Source organism: Vibrio sp. A2-1, assembly GCF_021728355.1.
Lineage (GTDB): Bacteria > Pseudomonadota > Gammaproteobacteria > Enterobacterales > Vibrionaceae > Vibrio > Vibrio splendidus_K.
In genome coordinates this window covers 111,872-127,523 of the sequence record NZ_JAKKCO010000003.1, presented here as the reverse complement: position 1 = coordinate 127,523, position 15,652 = coordinate 111,872, and the positions used below count along the sequence as shown (strand labels likewise).

The following is a 15,652-nucleotide window of genomic DNA, read 5'->3' as shown; positions in this document are numbered from 1 at the left end:
ATGCGTTGAATGGTTTTTAAAATCTTATTTTCAATAATAATTTCGCCAAAAACACCCAATTTGGTTTTGAGGTATTTAGAGCTGTCGCGGCTTGAAATTTAATAGGATAGGTGGCTGTCATGGTATCAATGACAGCCATACAGTTGTACAAGAAAGCTATAGTTGTACAAGAAGCTATAGTGGCACGAAAAAGTTACATCGGCAGGTTTAAAAACTCATTTTGATACAGCTTGTTTGCCAAGCTATCGCGAAGTTTAGTTGGAAGGAATTTCATTCGATTGATTTGTCTTACCAGCTCTTGTGCAAAGCTAGGAGTTTGTTTCATGTTCATCACACTGCCCATTAGATTGATACTCTGTGCATCAAGCAGCTTTTTCGCTTGTTCTAGGTGGTGAGTTGACGTTTCACCATAGGCGACAACCATCAATGTGCTGTCACAGGCACTCGCAACAGACTGTGCAGGGATATTCCCTTTGTTAATGTTGAGAAGCGGTGAGGTATCAATGATGACTCTATCGTATTTCTCTAACCATTTGTTCACTACTGTTTGTAGCGTTGTCGGGTCTTTATAAGCAAGCTGTGTTGATGCCACTTGAGGTGCCGGGACACCAATGAACATCCGGTGAGACTCAACATGTTCTATTAACTGTCCCTGTTGACTGTCTTCTAACATGTTCAAATCTTTGAAAGCGGGGTTGTATAAGTTGAGGTCAACATAAAGCGTGGAGTGACCAGCAAGAAGAAAACGTTCCGCTAATGCAGTTGCAACAGAGGTTACCCCGTCACCTGAGTGACAGGCCGTCACACAAATCGATTTCTGTCCGTTAAGTTCAGAAGCTAAATACAGTTGCTCGACTTCGGCATGGGTTGCTGAAATAGTCATTATAAAGCTCCTATTAGTACGATGGTGGTCGTAATACGTAGTATGTCATCTAATCCGACACGTGCTTTTTCGATAAAGCTTTCACGACGATCTGGGATGTAAATGGTGTCACCAGCGCGTAGCACAGGTAAGTTGTAAATATTGGCTGTTTTGCTGAACTCAACAAGGTCGAAGGTACGAGCTTGACCTTGGCAACAAGACATATTCACTATGGTAATTTTCTCTACGTAAGCATTGTCAGTAGGGCCTGCCGCTTCTGCCAATATATCTAGAATGGTCATGTTGTCGTTAAACACATAGCGACCTGGGTTGTTAATCGCACCAAGCACACGAACTGTTTCTTCTTTCGGTGTGTCTAACCAGTTCTTACCTTTCTCTGGGATATAAATGGTGTCACCGGTGGTTACATTGGGCAGTAATGATTCGTCACCGGTTTCAAAGTACAGTGAAAGATTGAGTTTGCTTACTTTAGAGTAGGTTTTATCACGATGCGTGACACGAACGTTGTGTATATCGGCATCCTTAGTAGGGCCGTCAGCCGCAGACAAGATATCAAGGAAGTGCATGTCTTTGGTGAAGCGGTAACGACCGGGCGCATTCACTTGCCCAAAAATGTAGATCGAAGCATCAGAGCTTTGACGTACCCATTGAGATTTATTGTCTGAAGGGTCTTGTGGTAAGTCGTGGACACGGACGATAGATCCTGCACGAATTTGCGGCATCAGATCTCGTGGCGCGCCATTTCTGATGAAATCATCAAGATTAAACACAACCATCTTTCTACCCGTCACGACTTCAATTTTTGAGGTGTCCGCTCGTAACGTAGGACCGCCGACGTGAGCCAATAATCCCATGAAGTTCATTTCATCTGACCATTCAATACGACCAGGTCGGTTTACTTCACCGATAACGTTAACCGCTCTGTCTGGTGCAATCTTCAACCAAGACTTCTCGTTCATGTCGGTTTTCTCTGGAACGAAAATAGCGTCACCGGCTTTAATACTCGGTGGGTTAGAGTTAGGTAGACCTTCTGTGTAAGCCGCTAAATCGAATTTAAGGACTCTGCCATCCGCTTTGATCACACGTATTTGGCGCGATTCTGCAAATCGAGTTGGACCGCCAGCATTCGCAAGGATATCCATGAAGGTGGCGTCTCTTTTTCCTTCAAAAGCGCCGGGAGCGGCAACTTCACCCATGACGTAAACCATGTTTGCGCCGGATTTGATCTCTTCTTCTTGCTTCGGCACAAAAATGGTTGCACCCGGGCGTAAGATTGGAAGTAGGCTTTCGTCACCAGAATCTAAATAACGCTTAAGGTTGAATAGCGTAGGCGTATTGTTTGAAATTACTCGTATTTGCTCAACACTGGCATAGCGAGTCACACCGCCCGAGCGCATTAGTACGTCGACAAGATCGGTGTTCTCTTTATAAGTGAACGAACCCGGTGCATTTACCTCACCAAATACTTTAATTGAATTGCGAGAGTCAGCACTGTCACCAGAGTTAGCAAGCTTGGCAGCATCGAATTCTTGTTCAATATTGCCTACTAATGGCGAGGCTGGAACAAAAAGCGAATCCAATGATTGCAGAGTAGGTAGCGTTGATTCGTCACCTGAATCAAGAAAACGCTTGTAGTTAAACTCTTTCTTGTCCGCGCCTCGCTTGAGAATCAATTTGTCCAGTTGTGCTCCCGGGCGTAATCCTCCGGCTGCGTAAAGCGCCATTTGGATGCTAGAGCCCAATGACAGTGTGTATTCGCCAGGCTGTTCTACATAACCTTGAACGTAAATAATGATTTGTTGTTCTTTGACGTACACCGAAGCATTCGAAAGATCTTTATAAGCGGTAGCCAGTGATTCTAGAACGACTTTGTTAAGCTGTTCACTGTCATAACCGGCAACAAATACGGCGCCAACTTCAGGAAGGGTAATGCGGCCACGCTTATCCACTTGGAACCCTGTGTTTAATGTACTTTCGCCGGGTACGTTAACTTGGATAAGGTCACCGACTTGAACTGCGTCTGAAAACTCTTCGCTCGCATTCACGACACTCGTAAAGCTTAGCGATAGGGTGATGATAAAAGCGATCAATAATTTCATAATCCACCTCCCATTTTCTCGGCATTTTTAGGGGAGATAACTTCGACACTCACTCGGCGGTTAGTTAAACGCGTACCGTCCGATTCGCCTTCAAAAAGGGGGACAGTTTCACCCACAGACACTGCTTTGATTCGCTGAGCACCTAAGCCAAAAATAGTCAGGTAGCGTTCGACTTGTTTAGCACGTCCAAGTGCCAAATCATCGTTAAATTTTTCGGTACCCGTGGCATCGGCATGACCCGTAACTACAAGGTCTAGAGATTTATGTTCTTTCAGTAGTGTGGTCGCCTCGGCAAGTCGTCCCATGTACTTTGGATTGACTTCAGTAGAGTTTTCCGCGAATTGGTTGTCAACGTTAAGCAGGTCGTACAACTGTTCGATAACCGACAATTGCATTCTAAATTGGTTTTCATTTTTTGGTGGTTCACAGCGGGCTTGTGAGGTCACATAGTCCAGTTGGACTTCAAGTTCGTTTAAGCGTTTTCTTTGAATGACTAGGTCGTTGGCCGCATCTAGAAGCAGGCCACCTTGTAGTTCACGAGCGATACGATTTTGCTTCTCTATCGCTTGCACAACAGCAGCGGGGAAGCACCAACGGGCGCCTTCTTGAATCAAGGCATCAAGATGTAATTTAGCCAGTTGCCAATCAAAACGTAGTCCGTGTTCAGGACCAAGAGGTTCGTCTGGCATCACAGGAGAAAAGTCGGAATTTTGATAACTAATAGAGTCATAACTTTCAGCCAAACCGCCGGTGCCTTGTTCAGGGTAGCTAGTACAGCCACCTAGAACCAAAGCAGACAGAGAAAGGGCTATGTAGTTTTTCAGTATTTTCATGCCAACGTCCTATGTTTTTACTTTTTATTATTATGTTTTGTTACTTCTAGCTTAGTGGATCTTCATGAATTTGTAGGATTTTTTGAATTTACTGGAATAGCGTGGCCAATGCGTAGCAAGTTCATAATTTCAAGAGGCTGGCCAGTCACATTTTCAAGTCGCATGTTGCGCTCACGCTCAGTTAGGCGTTTGAACATGTAAACAATCGCGCCAACACCAGATGAATCTAAAAACTCAACTTGGCTAAAATCAACTTCGATTTCAGGGTGGCCATCATTTGAGATTACATCGTCAATATCGGTCTGAGCATCACGGCTACCTGCTGCATCTAAATCACCGAAAATAGAAAGAGTCAGTGTCGTTGTATTTAAATCAATCTTACGTAGTTCCATAGCGATATCTCCTTTTGAGTATGTATGGACAATTGCACTGAATGTGCCAACTTTTATGTTTATATTTTTCAATAACTTAAATAAAACGCTAATCTCTATCTCATATTGAGAAAGTCGGTTTCTCAATATGAGAACTAAAAATGGGTGAACATTTGAGACCCATAAGTCATTAATTATATGAATGAAATTGAAAGTTAAATAAGGTTGATGTGTGGATCGCATCTTCTAGCAAAGGTTGTCTACCTACGTGTCAGAACGCTTAGGATTAAAGGCGTTTGTTGACCACTACAGATATCAATACGGAGCAGATGATGAGATTAACTAAATTGGCGATAGCAACTCTATGGGCGTGTTCGCTTTCTTCTCATTCATCCTATTTACCTCCCGACCATTTGGTACTGGCCAATACATACCAACAAGGCATTGATGTTTCTGAATACTGGAAAAGTGAAAAGCTTGATGGGATTCGTGCTCTTTGGGACGGACAACACCTTTATACTCGAAACGGGAATCGCATTTACTCACCGAAGTGGTTTACAAAAAACTTGCCTAAGGTACATCTCGAAGGGGAGTTGTGGGCAGGAAGAGGTCAGTTCCACTTAGTCCAATCTACCGTCCTCGATCATACGCCTAGTGACGTAGCGTGGCGCAAAATAGATTTCATGCTGTTTGATATGCCAGGGGCTGCTGGTGATTATCAAAAGCGCTATTACAACATCTTGCATTGGGTAAGCATGATTGGAGAACCTCATGTCAGCTACATCGAACATGTACCGATTCACAATGAAGAAGCTCTGTTCCATCAACTCGATAATGTCGATGAGAGTAATGGTGAAGGTTTGATGCTTCGTAAGATCACCAGTCGCTATCAAGCAGGCCGAAGTAATGACCTTTTAAAGCTAAAAAGGCATCACGATGCAGAAGCCACGGTTATTGGTTACAAAGGCGGTACAGGGAAGTATAAAGGGATGATGGGTTCGATTTTGGTTCACACAGAAGAGGGGGTGGAATTTTATATTGGAAGTGGGTTCAGTGACCAGATGAGACTCGCACCGCCTGAAGTAGGCAGTCAAATCACCTTCCGGTATAACGGCTTTACGCAAAACGGAAAGCCCAAGTTTGCGCGCTTTGTTAGAGAGAAGAGTGAATACTAATCTCCTGAGTATAAACTAATCGCCCCTAAATCATTTACAGCCGTAAGCAAAAAGAGCCCTGAAAATCAGAGCTCTTTTTGTATGTGATAACGGCGATACCGGTTTAGCGAGTACGAATCTAACGAGAGCTAAATTTTAACTGAACATCATCGTCTTGTTTATGCATCCAATGCAAACGCATACCCAGCATAATGGCAGCTGATGTTAGGCCGATAATGAAACCAATCCAGAAGCCATGTGCGCCCATAGGTTCAACAATCCAATCTTTCATTCCTAAGATGTAGCCGATAGGAAGACCAAGTAACCAATACGCTACGAAGGTAATGTTGAAGATCGAACGCATGTCTTTGTATCCACGCAAAGCACCTGCAGCGATAACTTGGATTGCATCGGTACATTGATAAACCGCAGCGAACAACAGCAATTGCATTGCAACGGTAACTACTGCCGTGTTCTCTGTGTAAAGTAACGAAACCTGCTCTCTAAACAATACTGTTAATGCCGCTGTCATAAAGGCGGTTACCAAACCGACGATGATACCCACGTGTGTTGCGATCTTCGCACCTTCAGTGTTGTTTTCACCCAACTTATGGCCAACACGAATACTCACGGCGGCACCGATACTCATTGGAATCATAAACACGAGAGAAGAGAAGTTAATCGCGACTTGGTGTGCGGCAACAACCAATGAACCTAATGGGGCAACTAATAAGGAAACCACAGCGAACAGCGTGACCTCGAAGAAGATAGCGGCAGCAACTGGAAAACCAAGTCTAAACAAACGAATTTGAGCTTTAAGTTGAGGTTTGTGGAACGTCCCGAAGATGTTGATTTTAGCCAAACGCTTTGATGTTAAAACATAGGCGAACAACAGTGCAAACATCACCCAATAGACGATAGCCGTTGCAACGCCACAGCCAACACCACCCAAAGCAGGGGCTCCAAGTTTCCCGTATACGAACATCCAGTTTAGCGGAATGTTTAATAGTAAGCCGATAAAACCGATCACCATGGCAGGCTTAGTTAAAGACATGCCATCAGTAAAACTTCTCAATGTTTGGAACAGCAAAAACGCAGGCACAGCAAACATCACCGCGTTCATATAACCGATGGTCTTTTCCGCCATGAGTTGCTCAATGTCCATCCATTCCAATATCAGCTGCGTTTGGAACAGCACGCCAATGATAGGTAACGAGATGACGAGAGCTAAAAATGCACCTTGCTGAATCTCAAATGGAATTTTGACTTGGCGGCCTGAACCGTTCAGTTGTGCAACAACAGGAACCAACGCCATCAAAAGACCGACACCAAATAAGATTGATGGTAGCCAGATACTTGCTGCAATCGAAACCGCTGCCATATCGATAGCACTTACGCCACCGGCCATCACGGTATCAACAAAACCCATTCCGGTTTGTGCAACAGATGCAATCAAAACTGGGGTCGCAAGTTTGATTAGATTCGAGGATTCTTCTTTGTAACGATGCACAAACAACTCCAAATAAGAGGGAAAATTAGAATAATAGTGTAGGAAAGGACATTCTGAAGGAATCAGAGGCAATGATCTTAAGCTTCCACTGGACGAATCATAAAGAAATGTCACAATAACTGCTATGAAAAACTGTTATTAGAATGCTAAATAGGAATCTTATGTTTACAGGTATCGTTCAAGGCATGGCAACACTGGTTGCAATAAACAAAAAAGAGCTGTTTCAGATTCATACCATTGAGTTAACAGATGAAATGGTTGAGGGATTAGCAATTGGTGCCTCAGTAGCTCATAACGGTTGTTGCTTAACGGTAACGGAAATTTCGGGCAATCAGATTGCTTTTGATTTAATGCAAGCCACATTGCGATTGACGAACTTGGGCCAACTGAATGTTGGTGACAAAGTGAATGTTGAGCGTGCAGCAAAGTTTGGTGACGAAATTGGCGGACATAGTATGTCTGGCCACATTACTCTGATGGCTAACCTCGTTGATGTGATTAAGACGGAAAATAACTGTACGCTTTGGTTTGAGCTGCCGCAAGAATCAATGAAGTATGTGTTGAGCAAGGGCTACATTGGCGTTGATGGTTGTTCATTGACAATCGGTGAAGTGGAAGAGAACCGTTTCTCTGTTCACCTGATCCCAGAAACGCTGAATCGTACTCTGTTTGGCGGCCGTGAAGTAGGCGACCAAGTAAACATTGAGTTTGATCCTCAAACACAAGCGATTGTTGATACTGTTGAACGCGTACTAGCAAACCAGAAATAGTAGTGACGGTTTATCAATAGCATTTGCCCCCAAAAGCGACACCAAGTAAAAGTCGAAGATATTAAAAAAGAGCACGTTAGGTGCTCTTTTTCTATTTTTGTCTATTTGTGTTTTTCTAGGCTAGCCTCAAAATCGAGGGGAAGCTCTAAATCGAAGCGTAGCTCCAACTCGACAAGAGAATAGGTGTTAGAAGACTTGTTCGTCGTCTGCATCAATTGAGAGGTTAATTCTATCTCTGACTTCATCTACCTGCATATCGAGGTGAATGGCATTGCAACACGCCGGACAATCGTCATAAAAATCTTGGCTCCCATTTGAAGCATCGAGCGTTATGCTGATTGCATGCCCACAGTGGGGGCACGAGACATGTTTCTCTGTGTATTTATGCATGGCTAATTCTCCTCACTGTATCTTGTCCAAATCGTATTAGCTTTAAAGATCGCAGTAGCTTGTATAGACCGCAACAGCTAGCTGTGATTGGTATTAAACGGCCTGTATCTTCTGAATACACGCCTCAGTTTGTGCTAAATATTCGCCGCCAAATTGATTGCAGTGGTTAAGAAGATGGTACAAGTTGTAAATGTCTTTCCGATCAGTATAGCCAACGTCGAGTGGATTGACGCTCTGGTAACCTTCATAAAACTCTTTTGGAAACCCATCAAACAATTCCGTTAACGCTAAGTCACATTCATGATCGCCCCAATAACAAGCGGGGTCGTAACAGATTGGCCCAAAGGCTGAATTCGCTACGTTGCCATTCCATAGGTCACCATGAAGTAAAGAAGGGCGAGGATTGTGGCCAGCAAGACGCATGTTCACCACATCAACGATGTCATCAATATCACCGAATTCAATGCCTTTCTCTTTTAGCAATTGCAGTTGGAAGCCGATGCGTTGTTCAGAGAAAAAGCGACCCCATTTCTTATGCCAAGGGTTAGGCTGAAGCGTACTACCGATATAATTATCTTGGTCACAACCAAACTCTTTTTGCTCGCCCCATTTATGAAGCTGAGCAAGCTGCACGCCGAAATCAAAGCTGTTATTACCCGTATCAAGCGGCTTAGTTGGCAAGTAATTGAGAATAATGAATGAGCATTCTTTGGTTTTACCGATCAGTACCAACTCAGGCACATAAACGGTGGAAGTTTCTCTTAACAAGCGTAAGTTCTCAGCTTCGATTTCAAACTTAGGTAAAAATTCTCGCTGGTTCACTTTTACGAAGTAGCGTTCATTACCATCGCTGATCATATAGCAATCGTTAATGTCACCACCAGAAACCTTGGTACGTTCAGTAATCTGAAAGTTAAATAGAAGAGTATCTGAAAGTTGTTGAGAAATGGCCTGCCACATAGGAAATCCTCAAAGACTGAAAGTTAAAAAATTGAAGGTTAGAAATACTGTTTGTTAGCCATAGTTTAGGATAAATTTGAGCAATTTATAGACGTGCTCGTCAATGTTCTTATCTGTTCTTCACCTTATGTAGAATCAATTGGCTGATTTGTGAACTCGAACTGATTCAAGCTCTTTGAAATACAAACAGAAATTGGCAAGGCAAAGTTATAGAATTGTTTGGAACTGGCCTCACAATCGAAACGGTTTTGGTTGAAACAAACTGGAAAAGTAGTTGGAGCTTGTTATTGTCTACGCATCAACTTAAATGCGCTATTAGAGTAGGTTGAACGACTATAGTTAACGATAGGGCACGTGATCATCTCAACTTGCTAGCTAGCTCTTTATGACTCTTTAATAGCCGAGTAATGATGGCGTGCTGAGTCTGCAAGTATCTTGACCAACAGACATCTAGCGACACGTATATATTCAGCTATTGGTTTAATATTTAAGCTGAAATACTAACTAGGATCATTTTAATACGGTTTTTGGTAATAAAGTGATGACAAATCGCTTCATTTACATAGTATTAAGCAAGTACGTATTAATCTGCTCTTGAGCTTAAAACGGAGATTTATTGTGGTTGTAGAAACCGATGGCTATTTGGCTCTGATCGAGCACTTATCGTTTAATCTGGATGTCTTTACAAATAGTAATGGCGATACAGGCAATGAGAGTGTTGAAGACATCATCACAGACATGATTTCAACAAACATCATGGCTATTTTTGAGCAAAATCCAGAGTTACATTCGAGTGTTCGTTTTCAACTTTTGAAAGAAGCCGATGCTGTGGTAGCGGATTTAGGCGAAGTATTAGCGGGTGTATGGGCTAAGAAAGCGACCAACGAGCAAATTGTATTTCTAGATGAATACATCGCGCTAGTGAAGAATCTATTTGATTCTGCTGTTGCTAAATACGACTAACTATTTGTCCATTTCCTCGTTAGTCATTTTTTCACGATGATTATGTTCACGATGATAGGCGTTTACGTCGTAGCTTTAAAAGTGACTTCGTTTAACGGTTAAGACTTTAAACCGCTATAAACGCCTAAAGTGCCAAAACTTAGAAGCCCAATAAGGGTTATCCAACCTCGATATGATGACACCTTTCGATGTCGAAGCATGTAGGAATTGATTATTTCCTAAATACACACCTACGTGTCGTACCGTCATCGATGTTTTGAAAAATACCAAATCACCGCTTGTTGCTTGCCCATACGCTATTTCTTTTCCCTTTTTGCTCTGATCTTTTGTGGTTCTCGGTAAGGCTTGTTGTGTCGCATTTTGCACGGCAATTTGAACAAAAGCGGAGCAATCTACGCCTCGAAATGATGTCCCACCGAAATGGTATGGCACACCTTTCCACTGTTCATACACACTCATATAAGCGTTTGTAGTCAATTGTTCTGACTTTGATAAGGGTTTCTGTGCGGTTTGACTAAGCTGAGAAGGCGATGGTGACGAGCTACAAGCAGCCAATGTTGCTAAAGTTATTGTAACTACAGCCATTTTTCTGAATTTCATATGTAACTCTTCTGACAAAAAACTGAAATAAAAACGTCATCAAGGACTTCTAGTATACGAACTAACTTAAGGATATCTCTTTTCGTAGTCAAACTGGATTTCACATGCCCGACACAAATTTATCAATAAAACCCTCACGTTATACATTCTCGCTCATTCAAACCGTCACTGCTGTATTTATTTCCATTCTTTTACTCGTTAGTTTTTTATCAATGGTTAGCATTCGGGGAGTTGAACGGGTCGGGGGACATTTTGACGCACTTTCAGAACAAGCGTTACCCCTTGCCTTGCACAACGCCGAATTAACGCAAAGCGTATTAGAGCAAGTGAAACTTCTCACTTATAGCACCCAGTCAACCGACTTAGATGCGCTGAATTCGACAAGGGTTTCAATTGACCAACTCGCAACAGAGAGTAATACCACGCTTGAGGAACTCCTTTTTATCTCCCAATCTTTTCCTGATGCGATCTCTTTAGAGCAACAACAAAACCTTATTGATGATATGGCGCAACTGCAAACCATGACTAATACGGTATTGCTGGCGCAGATTGAGATTCAAAGTAAGCAAAATCTGATCGACAGTAAAATGGGCGAGTTCCGTTATGGCGTTGGATCTATCGGACCAGAAATGAACCGAATCAGCTCATTCTTGGTTGAAGACAACCCAGAAGCGAGCGATGCAGCGAACCGATTTACATCCAGTGCGTCTGCTATGGCGAACACCTTCTTGATGTTGATGATGCAATCTGACATTGATAAAGCACAAGACGAATATCGTCAATTGAGAAACCGAATCGCAGGCCTTAACTTGGCTTACAGCGATTTTGCCGATTGGCACCCAGACATCGCTGAATTCGCAAGCTTGACGGCGCCTTACGAAATGGTGAAAGAAGGCTTCACCGAGCAAGGGATAATCAAACAAATCCTCTTGAAACTCGAACTGGTTCAGCAGCAAGAGCAAAACTTAACGCAAGTCATCACCCTAGCGAATACCGTCATCAGCACACTGAATCAGTTGTCTTCTACCGCCTCGCAACTGATTGATGAAAGTGAATTGGTTGTAAATCAAACCATCACCAATATTGATCGTGTGTTGTTTATCAGCGGGCTAGTGATTGCCTTTATTATTGTGATCTCATGGTTCGTGTTACGCCGCTGGATGAATAAAGGGCTTAAAAATATTACTCACCAGTTGAGTTCACTTGCAGATCATGATTTCTCTAAACAAAGTGAACTACTCGGGCCGCTAGAGTTACAGGTTATTACTTCGAAACTCAATACGGTCGTAGATTCCACCGCTGACTCGGTTCGTTTGGTAACGCGTAATTGTGAAACGCTCTATCAAACCGCTGAAGTAAGCCATGACGCTGCCGAGCAAACCAATTCAAGCTTGAATGAGCAGAACGAATCACTACAGAATATGATCGCCACAATTACAGAACTTGAAGCATCCATTGGTGAGATTGCTCGTATTTCGAACGCATCGAATGACGACGCGCAGATAGCAGAAGACGAATCAGTCAATGGTAGCCAAGTGGTCGGCCTTAATCAGAAGCGATTACAAGCACTCGAGCAATCTCTTAGCCTGAATCAAGAATCGATGACGGACTTGGATATTCGCGTTAAACAGATTCGTGAAATGGTTGACGTGATCAGTGGTATTGCTGAAAACACTAACTTACTCGCATTGAATGCCGCAATAGAAGCAGCGCGAGCAGGAGACCAAGGCCGAGGGTTTGCAGTGGTTGCCGATGAAGTACGAAAACTGGCGAGTGGTACCTCCCAGCAAACCACTAATATTCGTAATATGATGAACGAATTGGTGGCGGCGGCAGACCGATCACGCGCTTCTGTAACGGAATCGAGAAGTGAAATGGCCAACGCACTGGAAACCAGTGGTGATGTAAAACAAGCCTTCGAGAAAATCGAATTCGCGGTTAGCCAGATCAAAGGCCGTGTTGAACAAATCATGGTGGCAACCGAACAACAAGCCCGTGCGACTGTCGATGTAACGCATTCTATCACTCGCGTGTCTGAGCAGGGTGAGAATACTAAGCTGCAACTTGAATCTATGATCGAGAGTTCAGAGCAAGTTGGTGAGATAGCAGGGCACCAACAAGCTATGCTTCATAAATATGTACTGAAATAAACAAGCGTGCTCAAATAAAGTAAACGATTCTGCCGAGTTAGCCAAACAGTACAATAGTTGAAGCACTAATCTACCGCCGCTTTTAGTTCTATTGATACAGAAACGCCCTTAGATTCTTGTAAGAATTTAAGTGCGTTTTTTGGGAATTAAGTAAGTTCGATCTCAATACAAGCTTGAAACTCAGGTGTATTAGAACCTAGTCTTTCGTTGCAGGGAATCGTGCAAATGGCTGACGAAGCATCAGATCTAACCGTTGTTCTTTACCATCTTGAATCTCTGGAACGCCAATCTGAACCTTATCGTGGCCAAGCTCTGGCTGAGCGCGGTAAGTCTTAAACCAGATGTCCCACACAGATAAAAAGAAGCCGAAGTTTGAGTGGGTTTCTTTCACAATGACCGAGTGATGAACGCGGTGCATGTCTGGGGTCACAATCACTTTTCTCAATCGCTTATCAATCCACAGCGGTAGACGTGCATTGCTGTGGTTAAACATCGCACTCGCATTAAGAACAATTTCAAATATCACAACCGCAATGACAGGGACACCAAGTGCGATTACCAAACTCACTTTGATGAGCATTGAAAGAATCATCTCAATAGGGTGAAAGCGCGTTCCGGTTGTGACATCGATATCTAGGTCCGCATGGTGAACTCGATGTAGCTTCCATAACCAAGGAACACGGTGAAACACCAAGTGCTGCAGGTAAATGGCGCAATCTAACAGCAATACGCAGACCAAAATAGTGAGTTCTTTCGGAAGTGACAGGGTATTGAACAGACCCCATTGGTTTTCTTGTGCGATAACCGCCGCTTGGAATGCTGCGATAGGAATCAGAGTGGCTAATAGAAAGCTGTTCAAAGCGACCAGCGCAAAGTTGTTTCCCCAACGAAACCATTTGCTTTGAGTCAGTGTTTTACGCGGAAAACGGTATTCCCAAAGCGCACACAATCCAAAAACGACAATAAAACAAACAAGGCGAAGCAGTGATGGGTCTTGCATGGGAATTCCTTCTATCATTCTAAGGACACTGTAAGTACAATCGTGCCACTTTTCTAGAGTTATCGTTATTGTCCATGAGAATCCACGCTTTTCACCGTTTATATCAACATCGTTTGTCCATTGCTACCAAACCGTTTAATGCGCGCGGGTGTAAAGTCGTGCGATGTGAATTCTGTAAAATCAAACAAGACAGCTGTATCTGTGAACATCAACCTAACGTTGATACGAATGTCGCGACTATGTTGATCTTGTCAGACAACGAAATCTTAAAGCCAAGTAACACTGGCCGTTTGATTGTTGATACGGTTAAAGACAGTTACGCCTACCTTTGGCATCGTACTGAGCCAAATCAAGAGATGTTGGAAGTCCTCAAAGATGACAAATACCAACCCGTGATCGTATTCCCTGAAGACTATACCGACGACAAAACACGCGTGGTTCAAGATCTGCCACAAATGCGTGACCCAAACAAAACACTGTTGCTGATTTTCATTGATGGCAGCTGGCGCGAAGCACGACGTATCTTCCGTCGCTCAGAGTATTTGCAAGATTTACCTGTGTTGTCGATTGAGCCGGAATCGGTTTCTCAATATATGATGCGTAAGTCAGACAACGAACAACATCTATCAACGGCCGAAGTCGCGAGCTTAGTCTTGAAACAAGCCGGTGAAGAGCAGGGCGCTAAGACTTTACAGCTATGGTTTGAAGCATTTCGTGAAAGCTACATGTTGAGTAAGACACGTTATAAATCGGATCCAACCAAACCAAGCCTGAATGCTTTCATAGAGCATACTAAAAGTGAGACGTCACTCTAACCTTTAACCGCTTTGTGCTGACTTGTTGTTCAAACAGATTCGAACACGAGATAAGTTTGTTATCTATCACGGTTTGTAGGGGGAGTGTTATGGATAATGCTTCCTAGTTGTTTAATTTAAAAAATTTATTTGCCCGAATTTAGGGAAAAATTGGAGAGATTTCATGTATTACGGCTTTGATGTTGGCGGCACAAAAATTGAGTTTGGTGCGTTCAATGAAAAACTTGAGCGAGTAGCAACCGAACGCGTACCAACGCCTACTGAAGATTATCAACTGCTACTTGATACGATTGCCGGTTTGGTAAAAAAATACGATAGCGAATTCTCTTGCGAAGGCAAAATTGGCCTTGGTCTTCCAGGCATGGAAGATGCGGACGACGGCACTATGCTTGTTGTTAACGTACCGGCTTCAACAGGTAAGCCATTACGCAAAGACTTAGAAGCGCTGATTGGTCGTAGTGTTAAAATCGAGAACGATGCGAACTGTTTTGCGCTGTCTGAAGCGTGGGATGATGAATTGAAAGATGAACCATCAGTGGCTGGCCTAATTTTAGGTACTGGTTTTGGTGGTGGTTTGGTTTTTGATGGCAAAGTATTCTCAGGACGTAACCACGTTGCTGGCGAGCTCGGCCATATGCGTCTTCCTATTGATGCATGGTTCCACCTTGGCGACAACGCACCGCTATTGGGTTGTGGTTGTGGCAAGAAAGGTTGTTTAGATAGCTATCTATCTGGTCGCGGCTTTGAACTGATTTATGAACACTACTTCGGTGAGAAAAAGAAGGCGATTGAAATCATCCAAGCGTACAACGAAGGCGAAGCTAAAGCAGCTGAGCACGTTGACCGTTTCATGGAGCTATTGGCTATCTGTTTCGCAAACCTATTTACTGCACTTGACCCGCATGTTGTAGCTCTAGGTGGTGGACTTTCAAACTTCGAACTTATCTACGAAGAGATGCCAAAGCGTGTTCCTAAATACCTATTGTCTGTAGCGAAATGTCCAAAAATCATCAAAGCAAAGCACGGTGATTCAGGCGGCGTTCGTGGCGCTGCATTCCTTAACATTAAGTAATCGAAACTTAACGTTAAGCTAGTTAAAAAGCACAAATAAAAATGCCGCAATCTCGAAAGAGGTTGCGGCATTTTTTATTGTT

Annotated in this window: 15 protein-coding genes; 6 read left to right on the top strand and 9 right to left on the bottom strand. The window is 43.2% G+C overall.

The annotated features are described in order from the left end of the window. Positions 1–193: 193 nt before the first annotated feature. The 4 genes from L3V33_RS11810 to L3V33_RS11795 all read right to left on the bottom strand — a co-directional run bounded on the left by L3V33_RS11810 (position 194) and on the right by L3V33_RS11795 (position 4,207). Positions 194–883 (bottom strand): tyrosine-protein kinase family protein, encoded by a 690-nt coding sequence (locus L3V33_RS11810; RefSeq protein WP_065205216.1) that lies wholly within the window; start codon positions 881–883, stop codon positions 194–196. Further along, positions 883–2,982, bottom strand: coding sequence for an SLBB domain-containing protein (locus L3V33_RS11805; protein WP_171329827.1), 2,100 nt, complete (start codon positions 2,980–2,982; stop codon positions 883–885). The genes L3V33_RS11810 and L3V33_RS11805 overlap by 1 nt, the downstream gene beginning before the upstream one ends. After that, a complete protein-coding gene (locus L3V33_RS11800; RefSeq protein WP_237290433.1) occupies positions 2,979–3,815 on the bottom strand; it encodes an OmpA family protein in 837 nt (278 codons plus the stop codon). The genes L3V33_RS11805 and L3V33_RS11800 overlap by 4 nt, the downstream gene beginning before the upstream one ends. Before the next feature lie 62 nt (positions 3,816–3,877). Next, positions 3,878–4,207, bottom strand: a complete 330-nt coding sequence (locus L3V33_RS11795) for an STAS domain-containing protein (protein WP_004733793.1) — start codon at positions 4,205–4,207, stop codon at positions 3,878–3,880. Between the two features lie 311 nt (positions 4,208–4,518). Between L3V33_RS11795 and L3V33_RS11790 the strand changes: the two genes are divergently transcribed. Beyond that, entirely contained in the window at positions 4,519–5,361 is an 843-nt protein-coding gene (locus tag L3V33_RS11790) for a DNA ligase (protein WP_237290432.1), read from the top strand. 118 nt (positions 5,362–5,479) lie between these two features. Here the strand turns inward: L3V33_RS11790 and L3V33_RS11785 are convergent, their stop codons facing one another. Next, the gene (locus L3V33_RS11785) at positions 5,480–6,850 is read right to left on the bottom strand and encodes an MATE family efflux transporter (protein WP_237290431.1); all 1,371 of its coding nucleotides are present in this window, start codon (positions 6,848–6,850) and stop codon (positions 5,480–5,482) included. A 161-nt stretch (positions 6,851–7,011) separates the two neighbouring features. Between L3V33_RS11785 and L3V33_RS11780 the strand changes: the two genes are divergently transcribed. Next, positions 7,012–7,620: a riboflavin synthase subunit alpha gene (locus L3V33_RS11780; RefSeq protein ID WP_237290430.1), complete on the top strand. Its 609-nt coding sequence runs from the start codon at positions 7,012–7,014 to the stop codon at positions 7,618–7,620. A 186-nt stretch (positions 7,621–7,806) separates the two neighbouring features. On the opposite strand, the gene L3V33_RS11775 is transcribed toward L3V33_RS11780, so the two are convergent. Further along, a complete protein-coding gene (locus L3V33_RS11775; RefSeq protein ID WP_004733789.1) occupies positions 7,807–8,010 on the bottom strand; it encodes a CPXCG motif-containing cysteine-rich protein in 204 nt (67 codons plus the stop codon). 93 nt (positions 8,011–8,103) lie between these two features. Beyond that, entirely contained in the window at positions 8,104–8,970 is an 867-nt protein-coding gene (locus L3V33_RS11770) for a fructosamine kinase family protein (protein WP_054547752.1), read from the bottom strand. 618 nt (positions 8,971–9,588) lie between these two features. Here L3V33_RS11770 and L3V33_RS11765 point away from each other — a divergent pair. Then, positions 9,589–9,933: a DUF3802 family protein gene (locus L3V33_RS11765; RefSeq protein ID WP_004733787.1), complete on the top strand. Its 345-nt coding sequence runs from the start codon at positions 9,589–9,591 to the stop codon at positions 9,931–9,933. Between the two features lie 114 nt (positions 9,934–10,047). Here the strand turns inward: L3V33_RS11765 and L3V33_RS11760 are convergent, their stop codons facing one another. Next, positions 10,048–10,533 (bottom strand): NlpC/P60 family protein, encoded by a 486-nt coding sequence (locus L3V33_RS11760; protein WP_017083653.1) that lies wholly within the window; start codon positions 10,531–10,533, stop codon positions 10,048–10,050. A gap of 104 nt (positions 10,534–10,637) precedes the next feature. Here L3V33_RS11760 and L3V33_RS11755 point away from each other — a divergent pair, with 104 nt between their 5' ends. Then, positions 10,638–12,683 (top strand): methyl-accepting chemotaxis protein, encoded by a 2,046-nt coding sequence (locus L3V33_RS11755; protein WP_237290429.1) that lies wholly within the window; start codon positions 10,638–10,640, stop codon positions 12,681–12,683. Between the two features lie 196 nt (positions 12,684–12,879). On the opposite strand, the gene L3V33_RS11750 is transcribed toward L3V33_RS11755, so the two are convergent. Then, on the bottom strand, positions 12,880–13,683 hold the full coding sequence (locus L3V33_RS11750) for a sterol desaturase family protein (protein ID WP_237290428.1): 804 nt from the start codon (positions 13,681–13,683) through the stop codon (positions 12,880–12,882). Between the two features lie 68 nt (positions 13,684–13,751). Here L3V33_RS11750 and L3V33_RS11745 point away from each other — a divergent pair, with 68 nt between their 5' ends. Together L3V33_RS11745 and nagK are read left to right on the top strand one after the other, a co-directional pair. Beyond that, positions 13,752–14,498, top strand: a complete 747-nt coding sequence (locus tag L3V33_RS11745) for a tRNA-uridine aminocarboxypropyltransferase (protein WP_237290427.1) — start codon at positions 13,752–13,754, stop codon at positions 14,496–14,498. Between the two features lie 163 nt (positions 14,499–14,661). Beyond that, the gene (nagK, locus tag L3V33_RS11740) at positions 14,662–15,570 is read left to right on the top strand and encodes an N-acetylglucosamine kinase (protein WP_004733781.1); all 909 of its coding nucleotides are present in this window, start codon (positions 14,662–14,664) and stop codon (positions 15,568–15,570) included. The last annotated feature ends 82 nt before the right edge of the window (positions 15,571–15,652 follow it).

What these genes read in the sequence shown, in the direction of transcription:
- L3V33_RS11810 (WP_065205216.1), bottom strand. Translation starts at nt 883, where the DNA reads ATGACTATTTCAGCAACCCATGCCGAAGTCGAGCAACTGTATTTAGCT.
- L3V33_RS11805 (WP_171329827.1), bottom strand. Translation starts at nt 2,982, where the DNA reads ATGAAATTATTGATCGCTTTTATCATCACCCTATCGCTAAGCTTTACG.
- L3V33_RS11800 (WP_237290433.1), bottom strand. Translation starts at nt 3,815, where the DNA reads ATGAAAATACTGAAAAACTACATAGCCCTTTCTCTGTCTGCTTTGGTT.
- L3V33_RS11795 (WP_004733793.1), bottom strand. Translation starts at nt 4,207, where the DNA reads ATGGAACTACGTAAGATTGATTTAAATACAACGACACTGACTCTTTCT.
- L3V33_RS11790 (WP_237290432.1), top strand. Translation starts at nt 4,519, where the DNA reads ATGAGATTAACTAAATTGGCGATAGCAACTCTATGGGCGTGTTCGCTT.
- L3V33_RS11780 (WP_237290430.1), top strand. Translation starts at nt 7,012, where the DNA reads ATGTTTACAGGTATCGTTCAAGGCATGGCAACACTGGTTGCAATAAAC.
- L3V33_RS11775 (WP_004733789.1), bottom strand. Translation starts at nt 8,010, where the DNA reads ATGCATAAATACACAGAGAAACATGTCTCGTGCCCCCACTGTGGGCAT.
- L3V33_RS11770 (WP_054547752.1), bottom strand. Translation starts at nt 8,970, where the DNA reads ATGTGGCAGGCCATTTCTCAACAACTTTCAGATACTCTTCTATTTAAC.
- L3V33_RS11760 (WP_017083653.1), bottom strand. Translation starts at nt 10,533, where the DNA reads ATGAAATTCAGAAAAATGGCTGTAGTTACAATAACTTTAGCAACATTG.
- L3V33_RS11755 (WP_237290429.1), top strand. Translation starts at nt 10,638, where the DNA reads ATGCCCGACACAAATTTATCAATAAAACCCTCACGTTATACATTCTCG.
- L3V33_RS11750 (WP_237290428.1), bottom strand. Translation starts at nt 13,683, where the DNA reads ATGCAAGACCCATCACTGCTTCGCCTTGTTTGTTTTATTGTCGTTTTT.
- nagK (WP_004733781.1), top strand. Translation starts at nt 14,662, where the DNA reads ATGTATTACGGCTTTGATGTTGGCGGCACAAAAATTGAGTTTGGTGCG.